This window comes from Microvirga sp. 3-52, from assembly GCF_018383585.1.
In the GTDB taxonomy this organism is placed as follows: domain Bacteria; phylum Pseudomonadota; class Alphaproteobacteria; order Rhizobiales; family Beijerinckiaceae; genus Microvirga.
In genome coordinates this window covers 27,680-54,449 of the sequence record NZ_JAHAMK010000007.1, presented here as the reverse complement: position 1 = coordinate 54,449, position 26,770 = coordinate 27,680, and the positions used below count along the sequence as shown (strand labels likewise).

Genomic DNA, 26,770 nt, shown 5'->3' with positions numbered 1-26,770 from the left:
AGGCGCCCTTCCCGCCGAGGAGGTCAGACCCGGCGCACCATCGGGACCACATTGTGGAGCGTCTGATCCGCATTGTCGAAGAACTTGCGGATGTTGCGCGCGGCCTGGCGGATGCGCTGCTCGTTTTCCACAAGCGCGATGCGGACATAGTCGTCGCCGTGCTCGCCGAAGCCGATGCCGGGGGCAACTGCTACGTCGGCCTTCTCCACCAGAAGCTTCGAGAATTCGAGGCTGCCCATGGAGCGGAACTTCTCCGGGATCTGGACCCAGGCGAACATGGAGGCGGTGGGTACGGGCACGGTCCAGCCGGCCTTGGCGAAGGAATCGACCATCACGTCGCGGCGGCGCTTATAGGTGGCGCGCATCTCACGGATGCACTCGTCCGGGCCATTGAGGGCGGCGGTGGCGGCGACCTGGACCGGCGTGAAGGCGCCGTAATCCAGATAGGACTTCACCCGGGCCAGAGCCGCCAGCAGGCGCTCGTTGCCGACCGCGAAGCCGATGCGCCAGCCGGCCATGGAGAAGGTCTTGGACATGGAGGTGAATTCCACCGCCACGTCGATGGCGCCCGGCACCTGAAGGATGGACGGCGGCGGGTTCGATTCGTCGAAATAGACTTCCGAATAGGCCAGATCCGACAGCAGGATCAGCTCATGCTTCTTCGCGAAGGCCACGAGATCCCGGTAGAAGTCGAGGGAAGCCACATAGGCGGTCGGGTTCGACGGATAGCAGACGACGAGTGCCACCGGCTTCGGAATGGAATGGGCGACGGCGCGCTCGGCCGCGACGAAGAACTCAGGGGTCGGCTCGGCCGGAACCGAGCGGATGACGCCGCCCGCCATCAGGAAGCCGAAGGCGTGGATCGGGTAGCTCGGGTTCGGCACCAGAATCACGTCGCCCGGCTCGGTGATCGCCTGGGCCATGTTGGCGAAGCCTTCCTTGGAGCCGAGCGTCGCCACCACCTGCGTATCGGGGTTGAGCTTCACGCCGAAGCGGCGCTCGTAGTATCCGGCCTGGGCCCGGCGCAGGCCACCGATCCCCTTGGAAGCCGAATAGCGGTCCGTGCGCGGCTTGCCGACGGTCTCGACGAGCTTGTCGATGACGTGCTGGGGGGCCTGAAGGTCCGGATTGCCCATCCCGAGGTCAATGATGTCCGCTCCATTGGCACGGGCGGCGGCCTTGATGCGGTTGACCTGCTCGAAGACATAAGGAGGGAGGCGCTTAATCCGGTAAAAATCAGGCATAGGTCTCGTCCTCGAGCGGAATCACATGATTCCGGTATAGGTTCTAAGGCGTTCTCTTGGAATTCGTCTTCTGGCGCGGCTGCTGCGACGTGTTGGCAGGAAGCCTGACCGGCTCCGGCGGCGGCGTCTTACCGAGCTCCGCAGCCGCCGCTCCCGCAGCCTCGTTCCGGGAGCGCAGGGCATCGAGCTCCGCCTCGGCCGCCTTGATCTCGTCCGCCGTGCGCGCCGGCGTCGGGCGTTCTACCGTCGGCGTTCCGATCGGCATGTATTCCAGATTGGCGGGACGGGAGCGGGCGACGAAGTCCGGAGTCGCGGCCACCTCCGGCCCGGCCCCCACGGCCGTTGCCACATCCCGGACGGGATTGAAGCTGCCATTGCAGCCGGAAACGCCGGCAGCGGCGAGCATCGTCAGGCCAACGACCGAGATGCGGCGGATCGAAAGAGGCTTCGTACGCATTGTGATACCTAAGACCTGCAACATGACTCTGGCATATCAGACAGCTCGAACGCTAAGATGTCGGAAATGCGGCTTGCGAGCAATGCTGCTGCGATAGAGGGAGATCGCCTTATGGACAAGCCATACGGTGAAGAGAAGACTCAAAGCCCGGTTCCGGACTTCGAGGAACTCTCCCGCAATACCGCGCGCTTCATCGAGGGAGCGAGCAAGGCGGCGGCGGCCTACCTCAGGCCGGTCCAGGAGGGCCAGCCCCCCGCCGGGGGCGATGCTTCCGAGGCGGTCAAATCGCTCGGTCGGGTGGCCGAGATCTGGATGAGCGATCCGCAGAGGAGCTTCGAGGCCCAGTCCCGCCTCGGAACCCAGTTCCTGTCCCTCTGGGCCTCAACCCTGAAACGTGCCCAGGGCGAGCCCGCCGAGCCGGTGGCGGAGCCGGAGCCGAAGGACAACCGCTTCAAGGACCCAGAATGGTCCGAGAACCCGATCTTCGATTTCCTGAAGCAGGCCTATCTCATCTCCTCCCGCTGGGCGGAGGATCTCGTGGAGAACGCGGAAGGTCTCGACGAGCGGACCCGGCATAAAGCTCAGTTCTACCTCAAGCAGCTCTCCAGCGCGCTTTCACCCTCCAACTTTCTCCTGACCAACCCGGAGCTGATCCGCGAGACACTCCGAGAGAACGGCGCCAATCTCGTGCGCGGCATGACCATGCTCGCTGAAGACATCGAAGCCGGCGGGGGCGAGCTGAAGATCCGTCAATCCGACCCGAGCAACTTCAAGGTCGGCGTCAACATCGCCACCACGCCGGGCAAGGTGATCTTCCGCAACGATCTCATCGAGCTGATCCAGTACGCCCCGACGACCGCGAAGGTGCTCAAGCGGCCGCTGCTGATCGTGCCGCCCTGGATCAACAAGTTCTACATCCTCGATCTCAACCCGGAGAAGAGCTTCATCCGCTGGGCGGTCTCGCAGGGACTGACCGTCTTCTGCATCTCCTGGGTCAATCCGGCGGAACAGCATGCCGAGAAGGGCTTCGAGCACTACATGGTGGACGGCATCTTCGCCGCGCTGGATGCGATCGAGCAGGCAACGGGCGAGAAGAAGGTCACGGCCATCGGCTACTGCGTCGGCGGAACGCTGCTGGCCACCACCCTCGCCTACATGGCGGCCAAGCGCGACAAGCGGATCGACAGCGCCACCTTCTTCACCGCCCAGGTGGATTTCACCCATGCGGGCGATTTGAAGATCTTCGCCGGCGAAGAGGAGGTCCGCAGCCTCGAGGCCGCCATGAAGAAGCGCGGTTATCTCGAAGGCTCGCGCATGGCCAATGCCTTCAACATGCTGCGGCCCAATGATCTGATCTGGCCCTACGTGGTCAATGTCTACATGAAAGGCCAGTCGCCCTTCCCGTTCGACCTGCTCTACTGGAATGCGGACTCGACCCGCATGCCGGCGGCGAACCACGCCTTCTACCTGCGCAACTGCTACCTCGAGAACAAGCTCGCCAAGGGCGAGATGGAACTTGCCGGCGTGAAGCTCGATCTGAAGAAGGTGAAGGTGCCGATCTTCAACCTGGCGACGAAGGAAGATCACATCGCCCCGGCTCAATCCGTGTTCGTCGGCTCGAAGGCCTTCGGCGGGCCGGTCGATTATGTGCTTGCCGGCTCCGGACACATCGCCGGTGTCGTCAATTCTCCCAACAAGCCGAAATACCAGTTCTGGACCGGCGGTCCCGTCGAGGGAGAATTGGAAGATTGGATGAGGCAGGCAACTGAGACGTCCGGCTCCTGGTGGCCCTACTGGTTCGAATGGATCAAGGCTCAGGCGCCTCGGATGGTATCCGCGCGAGAGCCCGGAAGCGGCAAGCTGGAACCGCTCTGCGACGCGCCGGGAACCTACGTTCTGGCGAAATCCTGAATGCCGCTCGGAAGGCTTTCAACAGATGCCGTCCTCGGAATCGACACGACCGGCATCAAGCCCATCATAAATGGCGAGGGTGGCGCACGCCCCTTCGTCATCACCGGCATGGGCCGGGCATGACGTGTGAGGGCTGAGAGCGCCCAAAAAAGAAAGGCCGGCAGAGTTGCCGGCCTTCCTGCGTGTTGATTCCTGATCGCTCAGTATTTGCGAACGATCGGAGCCGGGATCGCGACCTTCGGGTCATCCCAACGGTAGCGAACCGCCGCCGAGACGATATCCACGTCCGAGTCCACATCGGCCTCGAAGGGCAAGCCCGCACTGGGGAAGTCCTGCTGCCCCGGGACGATGCGGATCTCCGTCTCCTTCGCAAAGATATGGGTATAGGCCACGTCGAAGGACAGCCTGTCGTTCCACTGATAGCTGGCACCGATGGAGGTCCAGATGCGGTCGTTGTCAGGCAGGCGGGTGGAGCGGATCTCCGTGTCGATCGGCGATTCCTCGTATGCCACACCGGCGCGCAGGATCCACTGATCGTTCAGCCGATAATCCGCGCCGAGCGAGTAGAAGAATCCGTCGTCGTAGTTGAGCGGAATGTCGGTGACCACCACGCCGCCGGGGCCAACGACGGGAGGCGTCTTGAGAACGCTCCAGTTCGTCCATTCGAAGCCGGCATGAACCGTGATCGCCGGCGTGATCACCTGCGAGAAGCCGATCGTGAGCTGATCGGGGGTCTTGAGTTTCGCGGTGATCGGAACCCTGGCGAAGGGACCGATCGACCCGAAGGGAGCCGACAGGTTGCCTTCGAGCTCGTGCTCGACCTGCGAACGGTAGCCGACACCGATGGTCGTCCCGGCGAACGGGGTGATCGTCACACCGGCCGTGAAGCCGAAACCGATATCGTCGCCGTCGAGGATCGCGCTCGGGGCGCCGGGCAACACCGCAGATGCGCGCGGGGCGCCCGGGAACGGCACAGCACGCTTCAGGGTGATGTCGAAATACTGCAGGGACGGGCCGACCGCGAAGGAGAACCAGTCGTTCACTTTCACGCCCACGACCGGGTTGAAGTTCAGCGAGAAGATCCTGGACGAGCGCGAATAGACCTGGCCGGACCAGTTCTGGCGCGGATCCGTGACGAGTCCGTAGGGCGAGCTGCTCGACAGACCGACCCAGAACATGTCGTTGATCTGGTAGGAGCTGTATCCTGCCGGAACGATCGCGTCCTGGCCGATGTCGCCCGAACCGCCCAGAGCGAAGGTGGGAACGGACGGCAGCGGGTTGATGTCGACCCGCGGAATGATCAGCGAGGCGTGCCACTCGCTCTGCCAGCCCGGCGCCATCGTGATGACGGCCGGGTTCCAGAACATGGAGGACAGGTAGCCGGAGCCCGATGCGGCACCGGCGAAGGAGTAGCCCTGCGCCGTGGCGCTCTGCTCACGGACGGCAAAGGCACCGGCCTGGGCACCGCCCTGGGCAGCGATGAGAGCCGTCAGGGAGACCGCAGTCAGGGACAAAGAACGAGAGAGAAGACCCATGGAGTTTTCCTGCCCTTGGCATTTTCTTGTACGGGAGAATCCCGCCGTAGGTGCAATGTGCCAATGCTTAAATTTGGCCGCAATCTTTTCATGAGCGTCAAACGACACGTTAAGATTTTCTAAATTCAACCTGTAATTACCGATTTATACTTTGCAATACTTTGTTAGCATTGAGAAATGTGAAAGTACGGATAGACGGTTCACATGTAAACAGATGTATAGTCGGCTTTCATCTTGAGTTCAGATACCTCGGACGGATGAGTGGAAGTCCAACACTTTGTGGGCATCCGTGGCACAACAGCAACATATTTGCGTCTAGAACGTGCATTGTAGCGGGGCGCATTCGCGCCAGATATGCCCATGCCCTAACGAGAGGAGCGCTTGATGAAGCTGGTGAGATTTGGGGATGCTGGACAGGAGAAACCGGGACTTGTCGATTCCAGCGGGCAGATTCGCGACCTCTCGGGGCTCGTCGCCGACATTACCGGCGCAACCCTGTCGTCCGAAACGCTCGATCGCATCCGCAAGACCGATCCGAGCACCCTTCCGGTCGCCCCGTCGGGCCAGCGCCTGGGCGCCTGTGTTGGACAGGTCCGCAACTTCATCGCCATCGGGTTGAACTACGCCGACCATGCGGCCGAGACCGGAGCAGCCATTCCGGCGGAACCGATCGTTTTCAACAAGGCCCCGTCCTGCATCGTCGGCCCCAACGACGACGTGATCATCCCGCGCGGGTCCCAGAAGACCGATTGGGAAGTGGAACTCGCCATCGTCATCGGCGAGCGAGCCTCCTATGTCGGGGCCAACGAGGCGTTCGACTTCGTGGCCGGCTACTGCGTGTGCAACGACGTGTCCGAACGTGAATACCAGTTGGAGCGCGGCGGCACCTGGACCAAGGGCAAGGGCTGCCCGACCTTCGGTCCGCTCGGCCCGTGGCTCGTCACCAGGGACGAGATCCCCGATCCGCAGAACCTCTCCATGTGGCTCGACGTGAACGGCGAGCGCGTGCAGAACGGCTCGACCAAGACCATGATCTTCAACGTGGCGCAGATCGTCTCCTACGTCTCGCACTTCATGATCCTGGAGCCCGGCGACGTGATCACCACCGGCACCCCGCCCGGCGTGGGCATGGGCATGAAGCCACAGCGCTACCTCAAGGCCGGGGATGTGGTGTCGCTCGGCATCGAGGGCCTGGGCGAGCAGCGTCAACGCTTCGTCGCCTTCGAGGGACATGCGGTGGATACCAGCAAGAGCTGGAAGGGGCACTGACGGCTGGGTCACATACTCCCACGTCAGGCCGGGCTTGACCCGGCCATCCCGATGCGGTGAGGCGCCGCGCTCCACAGGATCGGGATCACCGGCACAAGGCCGGTGATGACGTGAGATGTCATTCCCGCACTTCGTGCGATGGGGCTGACAGGTCTTAAATCAGACCCAGCATGAGCTGAATATTCTGCACGGCGGCACCCGACGCGCCCTTGCCGAGATTGTCCAGCCTCGCCACCAGGACGGCATGGTTGTAGCTGTCGTGCTGAAAGACGAAGAGCTCCAGCCGGTCGGTGTCGTTCAGGGCCTCCGGCTCGATCCGCTCGATCTTCTTGCCGTCCCGGATGGTGGGCACGACGCTGACGAGGCCGCCGCCCTGATAGTGCTTCAGAAGCGCCGCCTCGAGATCCTCGGCTCCCGGCCTGCCGGGCAGCAGGTCGAGATGAAGCGGTACGCTCACCAACATGCCCTGCCGGAAATTGCCCACGGACGGAATGAAGATCGGTCGCCGGGTCAGGCCGGTGTATTGCTGCAGTTCGGGCACGTGCTTGTGCTCGAAGCCGAGGCCGTAGAGCTCGAAGGCCGGGGCCGTGCCCGCTTCATAGGCCTCGATCATCGAGCGCCCGCCGCCGCTGTAGCCGCTGACGGCGTTCACGCTGACCGGATAATCGGCCGGGATGAGACCTGCATCGATCAGCGGGCGGATGAGGGCGATCGCGCCGGTCGGGTAGCAGCCGGGATTAGCCACCCGGTCCGCGTGGACGATGGCCTCCCGCTGCCCCGGATCGAGTTCGGCGAAGCCATAGACCCAGCCGGGGCTGACCCGGTGTGCCGTGCTCGCATCGAGGACTTTCGGCTTCCTGCCGCTCAGTCCATCGACAAGGCTCACGGTTTCCCGCGCCGCATCGTCGTGCAGGCAGAGCACCACGAGATCGACTTCGGCCAGGATCTCGCGTTTTGCCGCCGGATCCTTGCGACGTGCGGGATCGATGCTGCGGATGGCGACACCGGACACATCCGTGAGACGCTCGCGGATGCCGAGCCCAGTCGTGCCAGCCTCCCCGTCGATGAAGACGGTTTTGGTTTGCTGGCCGAGGCCTGATGATCTGTCGAGCGCTGCGGTCATGGTCGATCCAATCTGTCGTCGCTGCTGGAGATAGGGCGAAACGCTTGCGCCCCACAAGGTTTCAGAAACAAAAAAGCCGCGCATCGGCGCGGCTTGCGGTCAGGCTTCGGACAGCCGTTATCGCGCTCGCGCCAAGGCAGCGTTCGATCGGCGTCGGAGGATCAGCGTGACGTTGTTCATGGAGCTTGTATGAAACAGGCGGCCGATCCTGTCAACAAGCGCGGCCGCTTCTCGGCCCGGGCCTTTCGGCGGGGGGACGGGCTCCGGCACACCCGAAACAAAAAGGGCAGCCCGAGGGCCGCCCTTTCCGGAATATCTGCCTGAAGAGGCCTTAGCGCTTCGAGAACTGGAAGCTGCGGCGGGCCTTCTTCCTGCCGTACTTCTTGCGCTCGACGACACGCGGGTCGCGGGTCAGGAAGCCTTCCTTCTTGAGCGGGCCGCGAAGCTCCGGCTCGTAGTAGGTCAGCGCCTTGGCGAGGCCGTGACGGACCGCGCCGGCCTGGCCGGAGAGACCGCCGCCGTCAACGTTGACGGTGATGTCGTACTGGCCTTCGCGCTGGGCGATCTGGAGCGGCTGGGCGAGGATCATGCGAAGCACGGGACGGGCGAAGTAGACTTCGACCGTACGGCCGTTGATCACGATCTTGCCGGAACCAGGCTTGATCCACACGCGAGCGACTGCGTCCTTGCGCTTGCCGGTGGCATAGGCGCGGCCGAGCGAGTCGAGCTTCTGGACGTGCTTCGGAGCTTCCGGAGCGGCGGCCTGGGCGTTGGTGCCGAGATCGGCGAGAGACTGGAGGGTCGCCATGATTATGCTCTCACATTCTTGCTGTTGAGGGCCGCGACATCCAGCACTTCCGGCTGCTGAGCGGTATGCGGATGCTCAGCGCCGCCATAGACACGCAGGTTGCCCATGATCTGACGGAAAAGCGGGCCACGGGGGAGCATGCGCTCCACAGCCTTCTCGACCACGCGCTCAGGGAAGCGGCCGTCGAGAATGAACTTGGCAGTGCGCTCCTTGATGCCGCCTGGATAACCAGTGTGGTGGTAGTACACCTTCTGCTCGCGCTTGCGGCCGGTGAACACCACCTTGTCGGCGTTGATGACGATGACATTGTCGCCGCAGTCGACGTGGGGCGTGTAGCTCGCCTTGTGCTTGCCACGCAGGCGCATGGCAACGACCGAAGCGAGACGGCCCACAACGAGGCCTTTCGCGTCGATCACAACCCACTTCTTGTCGACATCGGCGGGCTTCAGCGAAGTCGTAGTCTTCATTGCGCTGTATCCCGTTGGAGCCAAATGGCTCAGGTTCTGAAACGACAAACCGCCGCGAGATGCGACGGCGAGTGACGGCTGTTTAGTAATATCAGGCATCAAAGTCAACATCATTTTCAGATGATTGAGATGCACAAAACCCTTATAAAACAAACATTAGCGTGGATGTGGTGTCTTGCTACCACACGTACGGTGCCATGATACCACACCGATTCTTGGCTCTTCGGAAATAGCCGCTATGCTCGAGGATGACGGCACGTTCTCTTCTGCCGATTCAAGGGGCTCCCGATGACCGACGAACTGATCTTCTTCACAAATCCCATGTCTCGCGGCCGTATCGCCCGCTGGATGCTGGAGGAAACGGGCTGCGACTACCGGACGGAGATCCTGGCCTTCGGAACGGACATGAAAGCCCCCGGTTATCTGGCGGTCAATCCCATGGGGAAGGTGCCGGCAATCCTCCACAAGGGGAAGATCGTCACCGAGGCCGCCGCCGTCTGCGCCTATCTGGCCGATACCTTTCCCGAGGCGAGACTTGCCCCGCCGACCGGGGACAGGGCCGCCTATTACCGCTGGATGTTCTTTGCAGCCGGCCCGGTCGAAGCAGCCCTGAGCAACAAGGCCTTCGGTTTCGAGGTCCCGGCCGACCGGCAGCGCGCCATCGGCTACGGCAGCATCGAGAATGTGGTCGACGCCCTGGACTATGCCGTCACCCAGTCCGAATACATTGCAGGCGACCGCTTCAGTGCGGCCGACGTCTATGTCGGCTCGCAGATCGGCTGGGGCATGATGTTCGGCACGCTGGAGAAGCGGCCGGCCTTCGAGGCCTATTGGCAGCGGATCAGTTCGCGTCCCGCGGCCGTTCGGGCACGGGAGATCGATGATGCTCTCGTGCCACCGAAGGCTTGAGGAAATCCGCCTAACGACGATCCGGGATCGAATAGGTCCCGGTCGCATGGCAGACCACGTCGGCATTGCCCTCGGAATAGATCGATACCTCCCCGACCGCGAGGCGCTTGCCGAGCTTCAGCAGACGGCAATAGGCGAGCAGGTCGCGCGGCTCGGGCTTGCGCAGGAAATTGAAATTGAGGCTCGTGGTGACGGCGAGCGCCACGGGGCCGATATGGGCGAGAATCGCCGCGTAAAGGGCAAGGTCCGCCAGCCCCATCATGGCCGGGCCGGAGATGGTCCCCCCGGGCCGCAGATGGCGCTCGTGATAGGTCATGCGCATCCGGGCGGAGAGCGGCCCGATCTCATCCACGAAATAGGTCCTGCCTCCCGCATGCATCTGCGGGAATTCCCGGTCCAGAAATGCCGTCAAGTCGTCCTTGGTCATGATCGGGTGATGCGAAGCCATGCGTCAAATGCTCATTGAACTGCCCTGCCCCATCCCATACGTTCTCGCCATGGATCACAGCAATTACCCGAACGATTATATCCGCGGCATCCTCAACAGCGTGAAGACCATCGCGCTGGTCGGCGCCTCGTCGAACCCGGCGCGTCCGAGCTGGATCGTCACCAAGTACCTGCTGGAGCGCGGCTACGACGTGATTCCGATCAATCCGGGGCTGGCCGGCGGCGGGCTTCTCGGCAAACCCGTCTATGCCTCCCTGAAGGACGTGCCCTTCCCCATCGACATGGTCGAGATCTTCCGCAACTCGGAGGCCGCCGGCCCGATCACGGACGAAGCCCTGGCCCTCGATCCGCTGCCCAAGGTGCTCTGGATGCAGCTCTCCGTGCGCAACGACGAAGCGGCCGCCAAGGCCGAGGCCAGGGGCCTGAAGGTCGTCATGGACCGCTGCCCGAAGATCGAGTTCGGGCGCCTCTCCGGCGAAATTTCCTGGCAGGGCGTGAACTCGCGGATGCTGAGTTCGAAGAAGCCGGTTCTCTCCGGCAAGGGCTTCCAGAAGCTCAGTCTCAATCGACCCTGAGCGGACCCCGCCCCAATAGGCCTCGAGAGGACCCGCATGAGGTTCAAGGCGTTGGATTCCCTGCCGCCGGGGCGTTCTCGTCCGGGAATTCCATCCACCTTCGTCATGGCCGGGCTTGACCCGGCCATCCCGATGCCGAGAGGCGCCGCGCTTTTCGGATCGGGATCACCGGCACGAGGCCGGTGATGACGAGGGAGGGAGGAGTGAAAGGCTGCGGCTCATCCGGCGTCGTCCATCATCCACTCGCCCCCCTCCTCCTGCCGTCACGGCCGGGCCTGTCTCGGCCATTTGCGTTCGAGCGATCCCCGCACCCGGAGCAACGGACCTCATCATGAGGAGGCTCGAAGCGCCCTCTCGAAAGCACCATGTCGAAGGAGGGCACCGAATGCCCCGGAAATGCCCTGGCCATGCGCGACAGAGCCTCAGCGCCGCGTCCCAAGGATGAGGGCAAACGAGAGAATGCGGGCAGCGCCACCATGCGGACTGGGAGCGAGGCGACCCAAGACGCTCCTTGACGGAAGAACGATGCGTTCTTTAAATAGAACGCCTTCACTCCCTAAAGGAACGCGCAATCATGACCGACCGTCTGCCAGGCTTCAACACGCTCGCCATTCATGCCGGAGCGGCTCCTGATGCTGCGACCGGTGCCCGCGCGACTCCGATCTATCAGACCACGTCCTTCGTGTTCGACGATGTGGACCATGCGGCGTCGCTCTTCGGCCTGCAGGCTTTCGGCAACATCTATTCCCGCATCGGGAACCCGACCTGCTCCGTTCTCGAGGAGCGCGTCGCGGCCCTGGAAGGCGGCACCGCAGCCCTGGCCGTCGCCTCGGGTCATGCGGCGCAATTCCTGGTCTTCCACACTCTGCTCCAGCCCGGCGACGAGTTCGTTGCCGCCAAGAAGCTCTATGGCGGATCGATCAACCAGTTCAACCACGCCTACAAGAACTTCGCCTGGAACGTGGTCTGGGCCGATTCGGACGATCCGTCCTCCTTCGAGGCGGCCATCACTCCGAAGACCAAGGCGATCTTCGTCGAGTCCATCGCCAATCCGGGCGGCGTGATCGTCGATCTCCAGGCCATCGCGGCCATCGCCAAGAAGCACCGCATTCCCTTCATCGTCGACAACACGATGGCCTCGCCCTACCTGATCCGCCCCTTCGAGCACGGCGCGGACATAATCGTCCATTCGGCCACCAAGTTCCTCGGGGGCCATGGCAACTCGATCGGCGGCGTGATCGTCGATGGTGGTTCGTTCAACTTTGCCGGCGACGACCGCTATCCCATGCTGTCCAAGCCTCGCCCGGAATATGCCGGCATGGTGCTCGGTGAAACCTTCGGCAATTTCGGCTTCGCCATCGCCTGCCGCGTGCTCGGCCTGCGGGACCTCGGCCCGGCGCTGTCGCCGTTCAACGCCTTCCTGATCCTCAATGGCATCGAGACCCTGCCGCTGCGCATGCAACGCCATTCGGACAATGCCCTGGCCGTCGCCGAGCACCTGGAAGGCCACGGCAAGGTCTCGTGGGTCAGCTATCCGGGCCTGCGCTCGGACCGCTACCACAACCTCGCCAAGCAATATTGCCCCAAGGGCGCCGGCGCGGTGTTCACCTTCGGCCTGAAGGGCGGCTACGAGGCAGGCGTGAAACTGGTCTCGAACCTCAAGCTCTTCTCGCACCTGGCCAATATCGGCGACACCCGCTCCCTGGTGATCCACCCGGCCTCGACCACGCACCGCCAGCTCACTGACGAGCAGAAGACGCAGGCCGGAGCAGGCCCGGAGGTGGTGCGGCTCTCCATCGGCCTCGAGGACACGCAGGACCTGATCGACGACCTCAACCAAGCTCTTGACGCAGCGTAGTCCCCGTCCTCCATTTCAAAGCCTCACCTCGTCATGGCCGGGCGTGTCCCGGCCATCCCGATTTTGTGAAGCGTCACGCCCGTCTGATCGGGATCACCGGCACGAGGCCGGTGATGACGGGAAAGAGCCGTCCTACGATGATTTGGCAAACAAAAAGGACGGCCCGAGAGCCGCCCTTTTTGCTGAGATGAAACTCGCCACTTACGCAGCGCGCGACGCGCCGGCTTTCTTGTAGGTGTTGTGGATCGCATTGAGCGAACGCTCGAGAGCCGTCCAAAGGCGGCCGATTTCATCGGCTCCTTGGGAATTCGCATCGTATTCCCGTGCGCCCTCGCCCGTTGCAAGGGAGAGCGTGAGTTCAGGGCGATGCGTGATCTGGCCGGCCCAGACCGGAACCTGGAGCGCATTCAGGGCGCCACGCGCGTCCGCAACCACATGGGCCTCGGTATCCCCGTGCTTGGCCGGAGCGGCATTGATCACCGCGGCGTAAGGCTTGCGATGTTCGCGAGCGAGGGCGACCGTATCCTGCAGAGCCGCGATGTCGAACAGGCTCGCGCGCGCGGGAATGATCACGAGAGTCGCCTGCTTGATCGCTTCGGCGACGATCGAAGACTTGTTCGGCGGCGTATCGACGAGAACCCACTCGTAGCCTTCGCGTTTCGCTTCCCTGATGGCCTCGGCTATGTTGCGCACATTGTGCTTGAGGCCCAGATACTCCTGATTGCGGATCTTGTGCCAGAGGGACAAGGAGCCCTGCGGATCATTATCGATCAGCAACGTGGGGCGCGAAGGGTTGGCGATATAACTCGCGAGGTGAGCAGCAAGCGTGCTCTTACCCGAACCGCCTTTCCGCGAAGCAAAGACCAGCACATTCATGCCTGACTCCTCATAAGCCTGTTCCGACAGCCCTGAACCTAGGGGTTAAGCCTATCTTAATATTGTTCACCTGTAGCAGAGCAAGTACTGATTTCCTAATTCCTGCCGTATTCCCACTGCGATTTTTCTGGCTCAACGACTTCGACTGCTCAATCGGCAGCCGTTTATCCACGTCAGGTTGGATTTGCGCTGTTTCATGAACGTCGTCGCCAAGCGCCTGACTTGAGCCCAAAAACGCCTCCGCAGAAGGCAGATCCTCGGAAAGCCGAATTAAAGAGGACCAGCTGGAATTGTCGAGATCTGTTCACAGATGATCTTCCCTGCACAGGCCACCGCTCAAGCTTTGCAATGAATGTATATCCAGTGAAGCTTTCCATGAATTCCTAAGCTGAAACACGTTTTCAGAGACGGAACCACCCTTCTGCTTGGCCGTTAAGCTCCAGACTTCACCAGTTTAGGAGCTGACAAATGTCTAAGAAGATCTTGTTTGCAGGCGCTGTTCTCGCGGCCCTTGTACCGGTTGGCGCCTTCGCTCAGTCCGGCGGCGCCGCTGCCGGTGCGACCACCGGGGCCGTGGGCGGTGCCATCGTCGGCGGTCCGGTTGGCGCGGCCATCGGCGGCGTGACGGGCGCGATCGTAGGCGGTCTCGCCGACCAGCAGCAGCCGCAGTTCCGCCAGTATGTGGTGACCCAGGGCGTTCCGTCCTACCGCTACACGGAAGAGGTTCGCGTCGGTGCGACCCTCCCGGCTTCCGGCGTGCAGTATTATGAGGTTCCGGCCGAATACGGCGTGAGCAACTATCGCTATACGGTCGTGAACGATACCCCGGTTCTAGTCGAGCCCGGCACCCGCCGCATCGTCCAGATCGTCCGCTAAGTCCCGGCGGAGTCGAGTTCAGGGCGGCCTCTACGGCCGCCCTTTTCCTATGTCAAATCCTGCTCAAGCGGGCATGGACGACGGCCATGGCAAGCACGGCCATGGCGAAGACCTGATGCGCCAATCCGGCCCATAGCGGCACCGCGAGCAGCAGAGTCACGATCCCAAGGGCCACCTGCGACAGGATCAAACCGGCCATGCCCGTCGCGCGACCGGCGGTCTTTGAGGTCGGAGCCTGCCGATGGACCATCCAGGCGTGCCACACGGCGAAAGCGACGATGGCATAGGCCACGAGGCGATGGTTGAACTGAACCAGGATGACGTTGTCGACGAAATTTTCGATCCAGGGATTGACGATGAACAGGGCAGAGGCCGGCGGAACGAGAGCGCCATCCATCAGAGGCCAGGTGTTATAGGTCAGGCCGGCCTTCGAGCCGGCCACGAGGCCACCAAGCGCGATCTGGAGCAGGATCAGTCCGACGAGGATGCGGGGTGCATATCCGGCCCGCACCTCCTGCCCGTCGGATCGGGAACGATCCTTCAGCCCCAACGCGACCCAGATGAGGCAGGCCAGAATGAGGCTGGCCACCGTCAGGTGCAAGGCTAGCTTGATCGGGGCGACGGCCGTCATGCCGGGGCCCAGACCGGATGCCACCATGATCCAGCCGATGGCGCCTTGAAGGCCTCCCAGGGCTCCGATGCCCAGCAGGGCCAGAGCCAGCCTGCCCTTGATCACCCCCCTCGCCCAGAACCAGACCAGCGGCAGAAAAAAGACAAGACCGATCAAACGGCCGAGCTGCCGGTGCCCCCACTCCCAGGCATAGATGAATTTGAACTCCGACAGGGTCATGCCCTTGTTGACGAGTTCATATTGTGAAATCTGCCGGTATTTCTCGAATTCCGCCGTCCAGGCCTGCTCGGTCAGCGGCGGAATGGCGCCGGTGACGGGCTTCCACTCCGTGATCGAGAGACCGGAGCCTGTCAGGCGCGTGGCCCCGCCGACCGCAACCATCAGGACAACCAAGGCGGCGAGGCAATAGATCCAGGTGCGGACGGCGGACAGGGATCGGCTTTGAGGCACGCGCGCTAAAGACACGCCCTCAGTGGAGGCTGCGACAGCCATGCTCACTCTCATCGTCGATTAGGGCTTGAACCCGGGGTACGGACGTCACATAGAGGCTATGCGTCCCGTAGGCAATTCATGCCGGTGACGCACCGTTACAGCGCGATGTTGATGATACAGGGAATTCGGCCATGGGCATTCGCTTGCGCAAGCTGATCGGCACAGTCGTGATGCTGGCCTTCATCATCTTCTATGCGCTGTTCGCGATGGCCGTTGCAGAAGGCCGGATCACGCAGGCCCCAAAACTGCTTCAGACCGTCGCCTATATCGTGCTCGGCCTGATCTGGATCGTCCCGCTCATGCCGCTGGTCCGCTGGATGGCGAAGCCGGACAAGTCCTAGCAAATCGCCCGGACCCGACGGGCCGCGTCAGCGAGAAGTAGGTCCGGTTTGCCGCGAGGAACGATGAGCCGGCCCCTAAGATGAACATCCGACAGATCCCGAATGCGGATCCCACATTCGGGTCGGATGCTAAGCGCCGCCGATTCCCTCGATGATCGTGCCCGTACCGCCGCAAATCGGGCATGGCGTGACGCCGATGCGGCCGCTGCCCTTGCATTCGGGACACACGTTCTCGCCCGCTCCAGGAGTTCCCGGCTCGGCCTGATCGCCGGGATTAAGCTTCGTCTGATCGGAACCGGCCTGATCTTTCGGTGTGCTGGTCATGGCTAAGCTCGCATGAGTTTACATGCGATCAACGCGGAGGCGGAATCCGAGTTGCCTGGGCGGAAAAGAAAAGGCCCGCTGAAAGCGGGCCATCTCGGGTTAACGGCAAATCCTGCGGGACCGGTGCTCCCAGCCCCATCCGGGTACCCATTCCCGATAGCGCTCGGTCGTGCAGCGCTCCACATAAACTTCGCGGACCGGGCGCTCATAATAGACCGGCGCGCGCTCCTCGACGTAGACCGGCGGCGGGGGCGGAGGAGGTGCCCGATAGACCACCGGAGGCTGCGGCTGGGCGACTGCCGCTCCAACGGCAGCGCCGACGGCAAGACCTCCCAGAGCCCCGAGTGCCACGGTGGCACCGGGAGACAGGCGATCACGCGCTGCAGCCGGTTGGGCGGCAGCCAGGCCGGTGACCAGCGCCAGAGCCGCAGCTGTACCGGAAACAAGACGGAGGATCTTCATGACCATCACCTACGACAGGAGGGAGGCCACATGCCTTCCCCTTCATGTCATGAGATATACTGTTCAAAACCTCTCTGAAAGCTGAACGGAATGTGGCAAAGCTTGGACTGAAGCCGATCTTGCCGGAATGGTGATCAAGCTCTTAATGCAATCCCTCGCCTCTTAACGAGTCTAGCCCGCACCCGTCACGCGCCGGTACTGCGCAGCGGTACCGACAGAAGCACACGGACCAGGTCCGCCTGACGGTTGGTATCGGTCTTCCGGAACAGGTTCTTCAGATGGAAGACGACTGTGGTCTGAGCGACTTCGAGCTCTTCGGCAATCTGGTCCAGGCGCTTGCCGTCGATCAGCATGAGAGCCACCCGGGTCTCGGAGGGCGTCAGGTTGTAAAGCCGGACAAGCGTATCGCCGGAGACTTTGGCGCGCTGCTCCGTATCGATGACGAGCACGACGACGGCCTCCGGCCTCTCCTCCACGGTGAAACGCTGTCCGGGGATCAGAACGAGGTACGGCCGACCGCCCGAGATCCGCGGGAACGAGACGATCTCGTCCAGAGCCTCCTCCTCGAATGCCTTTTCGATGGCCGAATAGAGCTTGCTGTTCTGCTTGGCCACAGAGCCCTTCAGGATGCCCTGCGAGGCAATCAAGCCGTCGTCCTCGGACAGGATACGCTGCGCCTCCTTGTTCATCACGCGGATGGCGCCGGTCTCGTCGACAATCACCACACCGACGAGGAAGCGGTCGAAGGCAAAGGTCGCCTTGTAGAGGGCGTCGACCGTACGGCCCTTGGAGGATTTCAGGATCTCCTGCCAGGATTCCTCGGCCCTGTGGACGGCGCTCGTCTGAACGCGAGCGACCTGATCGAGACGGGCGGCGATGGTCGCCAGCAAAATCTCATAATCGATCGGTTTGACGAGGTAATCGTCCGCTCCAGCCTGCTTGCCGCTGAGAACGTCATTCCGCTCGGCCAAGGCCGTCAGGAAGATGAACGGGACATCGGCCATCGTGCCCTGCTCACGCAAGGCCTTGAGCACATCGTAGCCGCCAAGGCCCGGCATGGTGATGTCGCAGAGGACGAGATCGGGACGTTGCCGTTCCAAGAGACTGAGTGCCTCGCTACCATTGGCGGCTTGGAGCACGCGGTAATTGGCCGCCTCCAGCTCCTCGGCGATATCGCCTCTCAGATCGTCCTCGTCTTCGACGCATAGAATTGTTTTTTGATCATTCATGGGAGTCGGTCACTCATGCAGCCTGTTGCGTTTGATCGGCATTGGCTATGGGCAGATCGAAGGTGAACAAGGATCCAGCCGCCTCATAGCTCTCAACCTGGATGTCGCCCCCATGCAAGTGCATGATTCTCTGGGCAAAATTCAGTCCTATGCCCGTCCCGGCAATCCCTGTTGCCGTACGAGCGCGGTAGAACCGATCGAAGATCTTCGGTACTTCATCGGCCGGAATTCCGATGCCCCAGTCACGGACGGAGCAGAAGGCGCGGGATCCGTCCATCCAGATCTTGATCGCGACGACCGGGGTATCGCTTGAATATTTAATGGCATTTGACAGGAGATTGACGACTACCTGCTCGATGAGCATGCCGTCGCAATAGACCCTGACGGGAACATCAGGGACATCGAAGCGGATATCGGCTTGCGAGCTGACCTCGCGCTGCCGTTCGCAAATGTCCATGACGAGATCGACCAGATTGTAAGAGGCTGGATTGACCTCGATCGTTCCAGCATCGAGTTTGGCCGCGTTCAGCACGCTTTCCACGAGGCGTGTCAATCGGGTGCCGGCGTTTCGGATCTTCTGGACGCGCGTGACAAGCTCGTCCTGCGTCAGCTCTGCCCCGCGGCGCAGAATGCGCTGGGCGCTGGAATCCAGAATGGCGAGTGGCGTCCTGAACTGGTGGGACACCATGGACACGAAGTTCCGGTAGGCGTTGGTGGTCTCGCGTTCGCGCTCGAGGGCCGATTCAAGGGCTTTCGCAACCTGCTTGTATCCCGAGATATCCGTCAGACGCACGAAGATCGTCGCCCCGTCGGCTTTGGTGAGGGAAAGACAGGCCCATGTATCCTTCTTCACGAGGAGATCCAGTTCGACCTCCTCGAACGGAGACTGCGCGTTCACGAGCCGCATATCCGCGCCTTCGCACATGGCGAAGCACTGCAAAAAGTTGGAAAGCCCCATCTCGTCCTGGCACCACAGGGATACGGGAGCGGCAGCCCAGATCTGCTCGTTGGCAAAAAGAAGCTTTCCCGTCCAATCGAAGGCGGCAAATCCCTCCGACGCGGATTTGATCGCCGCAATCAGGCGACGTTCCGCTTGGCGCAGGGCCGCCGTCCGCTGGAGCACCTTGATTTCGAGATCGAAGTTCTGGCGCTCCGCCTGCTTGCGAGCCAGCCACTGCTCAGTCACATCCCGCATGAAGGCGATGCCAAGCCTGCGCTCGGCCATGGAAACCGGAAAGCAGTTGATTTCCAAGCATCGTTCCTGCCCATCGGATGAGGATGCTTCGTGCTCGAAGATCGAGCTCACTCCTTCAGTGGCCCGTCTGAGCGAGCCGATCGCATCCGCCTGCGCGAAGATCGGATCGAGATCCTGCATGTGCTGTCCGACAGCCTGATCCGGCTTTATGTTCAGCAGGTCTTCCATGCCCGGGTTCCAGAGCAAGCATCGAAGCTCGGCGTCAAACATGACGATGCCCTGATCACTGATATTGTTGATGACCAGATCGGAGAGCTCCTGCTCCTGCTTGAGAAGCTGCTTGGCCTGGGTCGTCTCCTGCATTCCCTTGAACAGGCGGACGAGAAGAAATGCCGCGCTCATCGCAATGCCGATGATGTAGGCGAAGCTCTCGAAAACGTAGCGCAGATACAATGAGCGCTTTTCGGCCTTCTCCTCATGGCTGAGCAGCATGGCTTTATTGGCAATGCCTCTCAGCTCGTTGGCAAGATCGTGAACCTGTACTCTCAGCCTGGTGGCGGTCTGTGCATCGATCGCCCGCTCCAAAAGCGGCTCGGCATCGGTCAGTTGCCGATGAGCCTCTTGGAGGCTTTCGAGAGCCCAGACCCTGACGACCAGCTTTTTCTGCTCCCCCTCCAGGAGAACCGACAGCCGGCTGATCAGAATGGCCAATCGAAAGCCAGGAGTTTGTTCCGGACTGGCAAAGGTTTCTCCCGTCGCGGCTCGGGCCAAGCTCTCGGCCATAACCGATGCCTCGAACTGCGTTTAGGAAATCTCCCACAAATTACTATAGCTATCGCCGGCTCGAGAATCCTCCTCGACGTCGAGCAATCGCCACACGGTAAACGTGAGCGAAATTGCCAGCACTCCAATCGCCGCGAGAATGACCAGAGAACCCCTGTAATTTCTCAGCTTGATCTTCATGGCGGTACGATCTGCAGCCAGTTGAGCGGCCGGATCCAGCGAGAGTCGTGAATGTCATCGCGCAATGCGCCGTGATCGTCCCGTGGATAGACGATCCACAAAGGCCCCTTGTCGAGAACCTTCAACAGGTTCCCAACCGCCGACGTGGCGATCGAAGGATCGTACTTAAGATCATCCCAAGGGATATCGATCCCATCATCGTTCGATGCGGAAGCTCGGACGGCAGCCTCTTTTCCTCCTACTCTCTCCGGAACAGCACGCAGGGGAATTCCTTCGAAAAGGTGCGTTGTTCCGCCTATCGTCGGCAAGACCGCCCCTTCGGCGGGAAGCAACGGCTCTGCCGCGTAGGAAGGCATCCAGCCTCCGAGAAGGGCAATCACAGACATGAGGACCGTGAGGCGGAGCATAAGTTCCCAACCTACGCGAGATTATAATAGAACGCTCGCATCATTGGCGATTTATTTCAAAAAATCCAGTGGCGCACTTCAGAAAGAACAGCCTGCTCTCCTTGAGGCATTCGCAAGCAAATGAAAAGTTTCACATTTACGTATATCTATGCTTCAATTGGAGTAGTTCTTATACAACGCCAACCCTGAATTATCAGCAGCGGCAACCCAGAACGTTGAATACCGAGTGACTTGCTGCACTTGAGCCGTCCGTTTCATCTCGCAATCGAGAAGAAACTACGAATGTCACTGGAACGATCAGCTTCATATCTCGGTCAAGATCGGGATTGTGCGAGCTTGGCCGGTAGCGTTATATTTCGCCCGACTATCAGCAGGTCCTCTGCCGGAGTTTTCGCAACCGAGGAGTTTGATATGCGCAAATTCGTGACGGCCCTGGTCGGTGCCGCAGTGCTCGTGTCGGCATTGCCCGCCAGCGCCACCCCTGTCCAGACGCGCCTTCTACCCCAGATCGACAAGGCATACCCGAACGAGAGCTATGCCCAGTATTACCGCCGCGGTTACCGCCCCTATTATCGTGACCGGTATTACTATCGTCGCGGTGGTAATGGAGCTGCTGTTGCCGCCGGCGTTGCGGGAATCGCCGCGGGCGCGCTGATCGCCGGCGCAATCGCCAACCAGGCGCAGGCGCAACCCGCCGTCCCGGCACCTCCGGGCACGGTCGATCCACAGGTTGCAGCCTATTGCGCACGCAAGTACCGCTCCTACGATCCGGGGACGGGAACTTTCCTGGCGACGAACGGAATGCGTTACGTCTGCACCTATCCGTAGCCTCTGTGATTACCCAGCATCCCGGCCCTGTCGCAGACCCGCGGCAGGGCTTTTGCTTGGGCACTCACCACTCCCGAGTGACGGTCGAACCTTTACCTTGATGACCTGTGCCTTAGAACAAGGCGAGATAGACCGCCCGCATGGCGGCGGGACACGGCCGCGATGGCAACCTCCCCTCGCAATGCCGCATTCCTCCCGCATGAAAGGCTTAGGATCAGCTCAATGGCTCAAGACTCTGACAGCACCGGTACCGTCATTCCTCCCAACGAGGCCGCCATCCTGACCTCCGGCAACATGACGGAACTCGAGCTGATTCTTCCGGATCTGGGCGAAGAGGATCTGCCCGAGATCGCGGTCTTTCTCGTGGCCTGCGCCATGCGCTTCCACAGCGATCCCGATTTCGTCCAAGAGCAGTTGGAATGGCTCGTCAAGGCGCACGACGCCGAGGTCGACGAGGGCATGAGACCCGATCAGCTGAACTCCGCCAACGACGATTGAGCCACTCGGTGGGGGGCCGCTGGTCTAATCGACGAACTCGACCGGCGTCCCCTTCTCGACCATCTTCGACAATTCTTCCACATCCCAGTTCGTCAGCCTCACGCAGCCCTGAGAATAGGCCTTGCCGACTTTCTCGGGCTCGGGCGTTCCATGGATACCGAAGGACTCGACCGAGAGGTCGATCCAGGTGCTCCCGACCGGGTTGTTCGGGCCCGGCTTGATCTCGAACTTCTCCTTGGCCTTCACGCCCTTGAAAGCGTAATCCGGGTTATAGGTGTAATTCGGGTTAGGCGCCACGGCGCGCACCTTGTGCGAACCGCTGGGCGCCGGCTTCTCCTCGCTGCCGATGGAGGCCGGGTAGACCGCGATCACGGCCTCGTTCTTTCCGAGCACCCGCAGGATGTGTTCGCTCTTGACGATCTCGATTCTCGCGGCTTTGTCCGGCTTCTCGGAAGCCGGCTTTGTCTCGACATTGGCGACGACGATAGAGGTGCCGGATTTATCGAAGGCCTTGTCGGGATTCAGGGCCTTGAGCAGATCCACGTCCATATGGAACCTCTCGGCCAGAAGTTCCTCCGGGCTCGAGTAGCCGAGCCGGTCGAGATCGGCCTGCTCCTCCAACTTGTCCGGGATCGTGACGAAGGGGCCTTTCACGTCCTCGTCCCGGGTTGTGTATTCAACCAAAACCGGGTCGGACGACGCCTCATTGAGCTTTGCCCAAAGCTCCTCATCGAGGGTCCCGTCCGGCTTCAGACCGCGTTCCTTCTCGAAAGCCTTGATGGCATTCCGCAGGTTCTCGCCGTCGTGCCCGTCGATGACGCCGGGCGAGAAATGCGATCGGTCGAGCAGGACCTGCGCCTTGACGAGAGCTGGATCAATCTCCTTCCCCTTCTCTCCCTTGGCCGACCACTCGGCCTTGTTCACGGCTTCCAGGTCCAATGTCTGAGGCGCGGCCAGAGCCGGATTCACAAATCCACCGACAACAAGGGCAACATACGCAACGATCTTCATGAGACGGCTCCAGCGGCACTATGATGGACAAACAAAGTTCTGACGGCCTCCGTGTTCCCCTGGACCTATTGGCAAATCCGGTAGTCACCCTTGCGCTGACGCAGATCGAGATGGAGGTGGTCGCCGTGGGCCGCATCCGAGCCCGGACCGAGCACCGTGTTGAAGATCGTACAGGCTGCCTTCCGGATCGCGGCTTGAAAGATCGCTTCGGGAGAACTTTCCGGTCGACTGCTGATCGTCAGCGGCTCGCGCTTGGCGAATTCAAATCCCATCACATCAAGGCCGTTGCCGAAGGCGTGCTCGCTCAGCTTTTCTCCGTTGCGCTGATCGCGACACTGGTACGAGGTCCCGATGAGAAGTTTCGTCGGAGCGCTCTGGAACTGGCGCTGGGCTTCGGGAGCGACCGACTCGCTCATCCAGCGTGCGGTGCTCTCGGCGACGGGACAGGCCATCAGCGATGCCGGCACGACCGCGACGCCGTTGGGAAGAGCGGAGACGAGAACCGGATTCTCGATCTGGCAACTGTTCTCCTTCACCGGCGGACGAGTCTCGAAGCGCAGCCCGAGTTGCGTGAGACGCTGGAGACAGGCATCCCTGTCCTCGCCGCCGAGATCCGCCTTCTGCCGGAGAGGCGTCTCGATCCGCGGCACCTTCTCCGCACGATGCTCTGCGGGCTGTGGCTCAGCCGGACGATCCGGCCTCGGCGGAGGCAGCGGCGGTTCGGGATCCTGAGCCAGCGCGGCAGAAGCAAGCATCAGGATCACACCGATGATGCTCCCTCCACGTCCTCCCCTGCGGCACCGAAGGCCCATGCCGGCTCCCATTCTCAAGCTCGTCCCATCTATAACCCTCTTGCGCCGAGGTTGAGTTCCATTTCAGTCTTCTGAGTGCCTTGCTCTCGGGACCGGAGGCTCCAAAATCGACAGATCAGAGGAGGAGCCGTCATGAGGACATTTCTGGTGGCGGATAAAGGGTCGGATACGAGTTTATCGCTGGTATCGACGCTGAACCAGGGGCACGAGAGCCCCTGTACGAAACGTGTCGCGGATCTGGTGGAGCGTGTCGCCAAGCTACGGGCAGAGCTTCAAGAAGCAGAAGCGGCATTGGAGTTCGAAAAGACACGCATGCCGGGTCCCGGCGACTTCGTGCGCTGCCCCCTGACCCGTTTCTTCGGACGGGTCACGAAGGTCACGCCTCGCCCGAGCGGCAGGCCCTGGATCGAGATCATCCCCTATCTCGGCCCGGACCTTCCCGGCCACTCATCCATGGATCTGTTCGACAGCTGGGAGCTCATCGACCCGCCCTCGGACGCCTCCGAGGCGAGCGCCGGCGGATCTGCGAAATTTCCCACCATCGCGCCCTTCATGCCGGCGCCCGTCGCCTTGCTCGGGTCGCCCTCCGACGAGGATGAGGTGGAAGCGTCGCTCAGGCGGCTCTGGGCGCCGTCGAACCGGATCTCGTCCTAGCCTTCCACCGAGCAGGTGGCTGGGATTGCGCCTGCAACAATTCCAAGCATGTGGCGTTGGCCCTGCGGTTTCGTAGCTTGCAGCAGCGCGCGAAGCCCCGAACGCGTGGCACTCGGGAAGCTTTGAGCCTTAAGACCCTTCCCCTCGCCTGCCGTCGCGTCAAAAGCGCTCGAACGATGGGAAGACAGCAATGGCAGAGGATGGGCAGAGTGTACGCCTGCAGGTCGCGAACGCCCGGTCGGATGACTCGGGTCGGGGCATCGCGCGCATGAGCCGGCAGGCTCTTGCCGAAATCGGCGCTCAGGAAGGCCAAGCCATCGAGATTATCGGCAAGCGCCACACCACGGCTATCGCCGTTACGCCCTATCCTGAGGACGAAGGCCTGAACATCGTTCGCCTGGACGGTCTGCAGCGCGTCAATGCCGGCGTAGGCAGCGGCGATCACGTGGAGGTGAAGCGGGCCGAGGTCCGCGCGGCGACACGCGTCGTGCTGGCGCCCGCGCAGAAGGGCTTGCGCCTGCAGGGATCGGGAGACGCCCTGAAACGCACTTTCCATCAGCGCCCCCTGACCGCAGGAGACGTGATTTCCACCTCGGTTTACTCGCAGCGCTCGGCGGATCCGCGGCTGCCTGAAGAAGTGCGCGGCCTCCTCAACATTCCGGCTTATGGCCTGCAGGAGATCCGCCTCGTCGTCGTTTCGACCCAGCCGCGCGGCATCGTGCACGTGACGGCCGAGACAGAGATCGAGCTGCGCCCGCAATTCGAGGAACCACGCGAGGCTCGCCGTGCCGACGTGACCTACGACGATATCGGCGGCCTCGGCAGCACGGTCGACCAAGTCCGCGAGATGGTGGAATTGCCCCTGCGCCATCCGGAACTGTTCCAGCGCCTCGGCATCGATCCGCCGAAGGGGGTGCTGCTCTACGGCCCGCCCGGGACAGGCAAGACCCGGCTGGCGCGGGCCGTTGCCAACGAGACGGAGGCGCAGTTCTTCCATATCGCCGGACCCGAGATCATGGGCCGCCACTACGGCGAGTCCGAGCAGCGACTGCGACAGGTTTTCCAGGAGGCGCAGCAGAACGCGCCTGCCATCATCTTCATCGACGAGATCGACAGCATCGCGCCGAAGCGCGAGGAGGTCACGGGTGAGGTCGAGCGGCGCATCGTCGCCCAGCTGCTCACTCTCATGGATGGCTTGGAGCCGCGCCAGAACATCGTGGTGATCGGCGCGACGAACCGGCGTGAAGCCATCGACGAGGCCCTTCGCCGTCCGGGCCGCTTCGACCGGGAGATCGTCATCGGCGTTCCCGACGAGCCCGGCCGCCGCGAGATCCTTGGTATTCATACGCGGGGCATGCCCCTGGCCGAGGATGTGAATCTCGATGAGGTCGCCCGCACCACCTACGGGTTTGTCGGCGCCGATCTTGCAGCCCTCGCGCGCGAGGCGGCCATGGATTCCCTGCGGCGCATTCTGCCGGGCATCAATCTCAGGGACGGCATCCCGTCCGATGTGCTGGAGAGCCTGCAGGTCACCCGGCAGGATTTCACCAATGCCATGAAGCGCGTTCAGCCCTCGGCCCTGCGCGAGATCATGATCCAGGTCCCCAACGTGACCTGGGACGATATCGGCGGCGTCGAAGAGGCACGCACCCGGCTGCGCGAGGGTGTGGAATTGCCCCTCAAGAGCCCGGAATCCTTCCGTCGTCTCGGCATACGCCCAGCCAAGGGCTTCCTTCTGTTCGGCCCTCCCGGCACCGGAAAGACGCTGCTGGCGAAGGCCGTCGCCCGCGAAGCCCAGGCCAATTTCGTCGCGACGAAATCCTCCGATCTCCTCTCCAAATGGTATGGAGAATCGGAGCAGCAGGTGTCCCGGCTTTTCGCCCGCGCCCGCCAGGTTGCCCCCACGGTGATCTTTATCGACGAGATCGACTCCCTCGCGCCCATTCGCGGTGGCGGCCTCGGAGAGCCGGCGGTGACGGAGCGCGTCGTCAATACGATCCTGGCGGAGATGGACGGCCTCGAGGAACTGCAAGGCGTCGTTGTCATGGCGGCCACGAACAGGCCGAACCTCATCGACCCTGCCCTGCTCCGGCCCGGTCGCTTCGACGAACTGATCTACGTGCCGGTTCCCGACGCTCAGGGACGCCGTCACATTCTTGGCATCCATGCCAAAGACATGCCGCTCGGTCCGGACGTGGATCTGGACATGATCGCCGAACGGACGAGCCGGTTCACCGGAGCCGACCTGGAAGATCTCACTCGCCGCGCCGGCCTCCTCGCCCTGAGGGAGTCGCTGCAGGCGGAGCAAGTGACCATGGCTCACTTTGAACAGGCGCTGCGTGAAACCCGTCCTTCCGTCACGCCGGAGATGGAGCGGGAATACGAGGACATGGTCCGAACCCTGAAGCAGGAAGGACCCCAGCGCCAATCCATCGGATTTCTGCCCTTGAGACAGGCCGCCGAATAAGCCCCGGTCGTGAAGAGCAAAAGCCCCGGGGCATCACAGTTTGCCCTGGGGCTTTTGCTCGAATGTGGTCCATACGGAAGACGCGGGTCATCAGACCCGCG

Annotated in this window: 28 protein-coding genes; 12 read left to right on the top strand and 16 right to left on the bottom strand. The window is 62.1% G+C overall.

The genetic code is table 11. The features are described from left to right. Positions 1 to 23: 23 nt before the first annotated feature. Positions 24 to 1,244 carry an LL-diaminopimelate aminotransferase gene (locus KHP60_RS08090; RefSeq protein WP_213563401.1) on the bottom strand — a complete coding sequence of 407 codons (1,221 nt, stop codon included), beginning with the start codon at positions 1,242 to 1,244 and terminating at the stop codon, positions 24 to 26. Positions 1,245 to 1,287: 43 nt separating this feature from the next. Further along, on the bottom strand, positions 1,288 to 1,701 hold the full coding sequence (locus KHP60_RS08085; protein WP_213563400.1) for a hypothetical protein: 414 nt from the start codon (positions 1,699 to 1,701) through the stop codon (positions 1,288 to 1,290). Positions 1,702 to 1,812: 111 nt separating this feature from the next. Here KHP60_RS08085 and KHP60_RS08080 point away from each other — a divergent pair, with 111 nt between their 5' ends. Both KHP60_RS08080 and KHP60_RS25455 read left to right on the top strand, forming a co-directional pair. After that, the gene (locus KHP60_RS08080) at positions 1,813 to 3,612 is read left to right on the top strand and encodes an alpha/beta hydrolase (protein ID WP_213563399.1); all 1,800 of its coding nucleotides are present in this window, start codon (positions 1,813 to 1,815) and stop codon (positions 3,610 to 3,612) included. Then, entirely contained in the window at positions 3,613 to 3,735 is a 123-nt protein-coding gene (locus KHP60_RS25455; RefSeq protein WP_283770685.1) for a hypothetical protein, read from the top strand. Between the two features lie 77 nt (positions 3,736 to 3,812). Here the strand turns inward: KHP60_RS25455 and KHP60_RS08075 are convergent, their stop codons facing one another. After that, on the bottom strand, positions 3,813 to 5,147 hold the full coding sequence (locus KHP60_RS08075) for an OmpP1/FadL family transporter (protein ID WP_213563398.1): 1,335 nt from the start codon (positions 5,145 to 5,147) through the stop codon (positions 3,813 to 3,815). A gap of 384 nt (positions 5,148 to 5,531) precedes the next feature. Here KHP60_RS08075 and KHP60_RS08070 point away from each other — a divergent pair, with 384 nt between their 5' ends. Continuing rightward, on the top strand, positions 5,532 to 6,416 hold the full coding sequence (locus tag KHP60_RS08070; protein ID WP_213563397.1) for a fumarylacetoacetate hydrolase family protein: 885 nt from the start codon (positions 5,532 to 5,534) through the stop codon (positions 6,414 to 6,416). 154 nt (positions 6,417 to 6,570) lie between these two features. Here KHP60_RS08070 and argC read toward each other — a convergent pair whose 3' ends face one another. The 3 genes from argC to rplM all read right to left on the bottom strand — a co-directional run bounded on the left by argC (position 6,571) and on the right by rplM (position 8,814). Continuing rightward, positions 6,571 to 7,539: an N-acetyl-gamma-glutamyl-phosphate reductase gene (gene argC, locus KHP60_RS08065; RefSeq protein ID WP_213563396.1), complete on the bottom strand. Its 969-nt coding sequence runs from the start codon at positions 7,537 to 7,539 to the stop codon at positions 6,571 to 6,573. 331 nt (positions 7,540 to 7,870) lie between these two features. Further along, entirely contained in the window at positions 7,871 to 8,347 is a 477-nt protein-coding gene (rpsI, locus tag KHP60_RS08060; protein ID WP_152714427.1) for a 30S ribosomal protein S9, read from the bottom strand. Between the two features lie 2 nt (positions 8,348 to 8,349). Further along, complete coding sequence (gene rplM / locus KHP60_RS08055) at positions 8,350 to 8,814, bottom strand: 50S ribosomal protein L13 (protein ID WP_213563395.1); 465 nt, start codon at positions 8,812 to 8,814, stop codon at positions 8,350 to 8,352. A gap of 288 nt (positions 8,815 to 9,102) precedes the next feature. Between rplM and KHP60_RS08050 the strand changes: the two genes are divergently transcribed. Then, positions 9,103 to 9,723: a glutathione S-transferase family protein gene (locus tag KHP60_RS08050; RefSeq protein WP_213563394.1), complete on the top strand. Its 621-nt coding sequence runs from the start codon at positions 9,103 to 9,105 to the stop codon at positions 9,721 to 9,723. Positions 9,724 to 9,733: 10 nt separating this feature from the next. Here the strand turns inward: KHP60_RS08050 and KHP60_RS08045 are convergent, their stop codons facing one another. Continuing rightward, a complete protein-coding gene (locus KHP60_RS08045) occupies positions 9,734 to 10,171 on the bottom strand; it encodes a PaaI family thioesterase (protein ID WP_213563393.1) in 438 nt (145 codons plus the stop codon). On the opposite strand from KHP60_RS08045, the gene KHP60_RS08040 reads away from it, so the two are divergent. After that, complete coding sequence (locus KHP60_RS08040; protein WP_409366264.1) at positions 10,170 to 10,745, top strand: CoA-binding protein; 576 nt, start codon at positions 10,170 to 10,172, stop codon at positions 10,743 to 10,745. The genes KHP60_RS08045 and KHP60_RS08040 overlap by 2 nt on opposite strands. A 574-nt stretch (positions 10,746 to 11,319) precedes the next feature. Continuing rightward, positions 11,320 to 12,603: an O-acetylhomoserine aminocarboxypropyltransferase gene (locus tag KHP60_RS08035; RefSeq protein WP_213563392.1), complete on the top strand. Its 1,284-nt coding sequence runs from the start codon at positions 11,320 to 11,322 to the stop codon at positions 12,601 to 12,603. 201 nt (positions 12,604 to 12,804) lie between these two features. On the opposite strand, the gene KHP60_RS08030 is transcribed toward KHP60_RS08035, so the two are convergent. Then, entirely contained in the window at positions 12,805 to 13,479 is a 675-nt protein-coding gene (locus KHP60_RS08030; RefSeq protein ID WP_213563391.1) for a ParA family protein, read from the bottom strand. A 468-nt stretch (positions 13,480 to 13,947) separates the two neighbouring features. On the opposite strand from KHP60_RS08030, the gene KHP60_RS08025 reads away from it, so the two are divergent. After that, on the top strand, positions 13,948 to 14,355 hold the full coding sequence (locus tag KHP60_RS08025; protein WP_213563390.1) for a DUF1236 domain-containing protein: 408 nt from the start codon (positions 13,948 to 13,950) through the stop codon (positions 14,353 to 14,355). A gap of 52 nt (positions 14,356 to 14,407) precedes the next feature. Here the strand turns inward: KHP60_RS08025 and KHP60_RS08020 are convergent, their stop codons facing one another. Beyond that, positions 14,408 to 15,478, bottom strand: a complete 1,071-nt coding sequence (locus KHP60_RS08020) for a COX15/CtaA family protein (protein ID WP_213563389.1) — start codon at positions 15,476 to 15,478, stop codon at positions 14,408 to 14,410. Between the two features lie 131 nt (positions 15,479 to 15,609). Here KHP60_RS08020 and KHP60_RS08015 point away from each other — a divergent pair, with 131 nt between their 5' ends. Then, positions 15,610 to 15,819, top strand: coding sequence for a DUF2842 domain-containing protein (locus KHP60_RS08015; protein WP_173946515.1), 210 nt, complete (start codon positions 15,610 to 15,612; stop codon positions 15,817 to 15,819). A gap of 129 nt (positions 15,820 to 15,948) precedes the next feature. On the opposite strand, the gene KHP60_RS08010 is transcribed toward KHP60_RS08015, so the two are convergent. The 5 genes from KHP60_RS08010 to KHP60_RS07990 form a co-directional block, all read right to left on the bottom strand. Next, positions 15,949 to 16,143, bottom strand: a complete 195-nt coding sequence (locus KHP60_RS08010) for a hypothetical protein (protein WP_152716709.1) — start codon at positions 16,141 to 16,143, stop codon at positions 15,949 to 15,951. Positions 16,144 to 16,242: 99 nt separating this feature from the next. Then, complete coding sequence (locus KHP60_RS08005) at positions 16,243 to 16,605, bottom strand: hypothetical protein (RefSeq protein WP_249688610.1); 363 nt, start codon at positions 16,603 to 16,605, stop codon at positions 16,243 to 16,245. A 185-nt stretch (positions 16,606 to 16,790) separates the two neighbouring features. Further along, positions 16,791 to 17,834 (bottom strand): response regulator, encoded by a 1,044-nt coding sequence (locus KHP60_RS08000; protein WP_213563388.1) that lies wholly within the window; start codon positions 17,832 to 17,834, stop codon positions 16,791 to 16,793. Between the two features lie 13 nt (positions 17,835 to 17,847). Beyond that, a complete protein-coding gene (locus KHP60_RS07995; RefSeq protein WP_213563387.1) occupies positions 17,848 to 19,812 on the bottom strand; it encodes a PAS domain-containing sensor histidine kinase in 1,965 nt (654 codons plus the stop codon). Between the two features lie 176 nt (positions 19,813 to 19,988). Then, a complete protein-coding gene (locus tag KHP60_RS07990; RefSeq protein ID WP_213563386.1) occupies positions 19,989 to 20,348 on the bottom strand; it encodes a hypothetical protein in 360 nt (119 codons plus the stop codon). Between the two features lie 462 nt (positions 20,349 to 20,810). Here KHP60_RS07990 and KHP60_RS07985 point away from each other — a divergent pair, with 462 nt between their 5' ends. Further along, entirely contained in the window at positions 20,811 to 21,227 is a 417-nt protein-coding gene (locus tag KHP60_RS07985; protein ID WP_213563385.1) for a BA14K family protein, read from the top strand. A gap of 222 nt (positions 21,228 to 21,449) precedes the next feature. Continuing rightward, the gene (locus KHP60_RS07980) at positions 21,450 to 21,725 is read left to right on the top strand and encodes a hypothetical protein (protein ID WP_213563384.1); all 276 of its coding nucleotides are present in this window, start codon (positions 21,450 to 21,452) and stop codon (positions 21,723 to 21,725) included. Positions 21,726 to 21,749: 24 nt separating this feature from the next. On the opposite strand, the gene KHP60_RS07975 is transcribed toward KHP60_RS07980, so the two are convergent. Further along, positions 21,750 to 22,736 (bottom strand): L,D-transpeptidase, encoded by a 987-nt coding sequence (locus KHP60_RS07975; protein ID WP_213563383.1) that lies wholly within the window; start codon positions 22,734 to 22,736, stop codon positions 21,750 to 21,752. Positions 22,737 to 22,801: 65 nt separating this feature from the next. Next, positions 22,802 to 23,491 carry an extensin family protein gene (locus KHP60_RS07970; RefSeq protein WP_213563382.1) on the bottom strand — a complete coding sequence of 230 codons (690 nt, stop codon included), beginning with the start codon at positions 23,489 to 23,491 and terminating at the stop codon, positions 22,802 to 22,804. Between the two features lie 189 nt (positions 23,492 to 23,680). Between KHP60_RS07970 and KHP60_RS07965 the strand changes: the two genes are divergently transcribed. Continuing rightward, positions 23,681 to 24,202, top strand: coding sequence for a hypothetical protein (locus KHP60_RS07965; protein ID WP_213563381.1), 522 nt, complete (start codon positions 23,681 to 23,683; stop codon positions 24,200 to 24,202). A 190-nt stretch (positions 24,203 to 24,392) separates the two neighbouring features. Continuing rightward, positions 24,393 to 26,669, top strand: a complete 2,277-nt coding sequence (locus KHP60_RS07960; protein WP_213563380.1) for a CDC48 family AAA ATPase — start codon at positions 24,393 to 24,395, stop codon at positions 26,667 to 26,669. The last annotated feature ends 101 nt before the right edge of the window (positions 26,670 to 26,770 follow it).

Bases quoted from the DNA above. Each gene is read 5' to 3' on its own strand.
- KHP60_RS08010 (WP_152716709.1), bottom strand. From the start codon at position 16,143: ATGACCAGCACACCGAAAGATCAGGCCGGTTCCGATCAGACGAAGCTT.
- KHP60_RS07985 (WP_213563385.1), top strand. From the start codon at position 20,811: ATGCGCAAATTCGTGACGGCCCTGGTCGGTGCCGCAGTGCTCGTGTCG.
- argC (WP_213563396.1), bottom strand. From the start codon at position 7,539: ATGACCGCAGCGCTCGACAGATCATCAGGCCTCGGCCAGCAAACCAAA.
- KHP60_RS08020 (WP_213563389.1), bottom strand. From the start codon at position 15,478: ATGGCTGTCGCAGCCTCCACTGAGGGCGTGTCTTTAGCGCGCGTGCCT.
- KHP60_RS07965 (WP_213563381.1), top strand. From the start codon at position 23,681: ATGAGGACATTTCTGGTGGCGGATAAAGGGTCGGATACGAGTTTATCG.
- KHP60_RS08050 (WP_213563394.1), top strand. From the start codon at position 9,103: ATGACCGACGAACTGATCTTCTTCACAAATCCCATGTCTCGCGGCCGT.
- KHP60_RS07975 (WP_213563383.1), bottom strand. From the start codon at position 22,736: ATGAAGATCGTTGCGTATGTTGCCCTTGTTGTCGGTGGATTTGTGAAT.
- KHP60_RS08035 (WP_213563392.1), top strand. From the start codon at position 11,320: ATGACCGACCGTCTGCCAGGCTTCAACACGCTCGCCATTCATGCCGGA.
- KHP60_RS07990 (WP_213563386.1), bottom strand. From the start codon at position 20,348: ATGCCTTCCTACGCGGCAGAGCCGTTGCTTCCCGCCGAAGGGGCGGTC.
- KHP60_RS08015 (WP_173946515.1), top strand. From the start codon at position 15,610: ATGGGCATTCGCTTGCGCAAGCTGATCGGCACAGTCGTGATGCTGGCC.
- KHP60_RS08085 (WP_213563400.1), bottom strand. From the start codon at position 1,701: ATGCGTACGAAGCCTCTTTCGATCCGCCGCATCTCGGTCGTTGGCCTG.
- KHP60_RS07980 (WP_213563384.1), top strand. From the start codon at position 21,450: ATGGCTCAAGACTCTGACAGCACCGGTACCGTCATTCCTCCCAACGAG.
- KHP60_RS25455 (WP_283770685.1), top strand. From the start codon at position 3,613: ATGCCGCTCGGAAGGCTTTCAACAGATGCCGTCCTCGGAATCGACACG.
- rpsI (WP_152714427.1), bottom strand. From the start codon at position 8,347: ATGGCGACCCTCCAGTCTCTCGCCGATCTCGGCACCAACGCCCAGGCC.
- KHP60_RS08075 (WP_213563398.1), bottom strand. From the start codon at position 5,147: ATGGGTCTTCTCTCTCGTTCTTTGTCCCTGACTGCGGTCTCCCTGACG.
- KHP60_RS08090 (WP_213563401.1), bottom strand. From the start codon at position 1,244: ATGCCTGATTTTTACCGGATTAAGCGCCTCCCTCCTTATGTCTTCGAG.
- KHP60_RS07995 (WP_213563387.1), bottom strand. From the start codon at position 19,812: ATGGCCGAGAGCTTGGCCCGAGCCGCGACGGGAGAAACCTTTGCCAGT.
- KHP60_RS07960 (WP_213563380.1), top strand. From the start codon at position 24,393: ATGGCAGAGGATGGGCAGAGTGTACGCCTGCAGGTCGCGAACGCCCGG.
- KHP60_RS08030 (WP_213563391.1), bottom strand. From the start codon at position 13,479: ATGAATGTGCTGGTCTTTGCTTCGCGGAAAGGCGGTTCGGGTAAGAGC.
- KHP60_RS07970 (WP_213563382.1), bottom strand. From the start codon at position 23,491: ATGCTTGCTTCTGCCGCGCTGGCTCAGGATCCCGAACCGCCGCTGCCT.
- KHP60_RS08005 (WP_249688610.1), bottom strand. From the start codon at position 16,605: ATGAAGATCCTCCGTCTTGTTTCCGGTACAGCTGCGGCTCTGGCGCTG.
- KHP60_RS08080 (WP_213563399.1), top strand. From the start codon at position 1,813: ATGGACAAGCCATACGGTGAAGAGAAGACTCAAAGCCCGGTTCCGGAC.
- KHP60_RS08025 (WP_213563390.1), top strand. From the start codon at position 13,948: ATGTCTAAGAAGATCTTGTTTGCAGGCGCTGTTCTCGCGGCCCTTGTA.
- KHP60_RS08000 (WP_213563388.1), bottom strand. From the start codon at position 17,834: ATGAATGATCAAAAAACAATTCTATGCGTCGAAGACGAGGACGATCTG.
- rplM (WP_213563395.1), bottom strand. From the start codon at position 8,814: ATGAAGACTACGACTTCGCTGAAGCCCGCCGATGTCGACAAGAAGTGG.
- KHP60_RS08040 (WP_409366264.1), top strand. From the start codon at position 10,170: ATGCGTCAAATGCTCATTGAACTGCCCTGCCCCATCCCATACGTTCTC.
- KHP60_RS08045 (WP_213563393.1), bottom strand. From the start codon at position 10,171: ATGGCTTCGCATCACCCGATCATGACCAAGGACGACTTGACGGCATTT.
- KHP60_RS08070 (WP_213563397.1), top strand. From the start codon at position 5,532: ATGAAGCTGGTGAGATTTGGGGATGCTGGACAGGAGAAACCGGGACTT.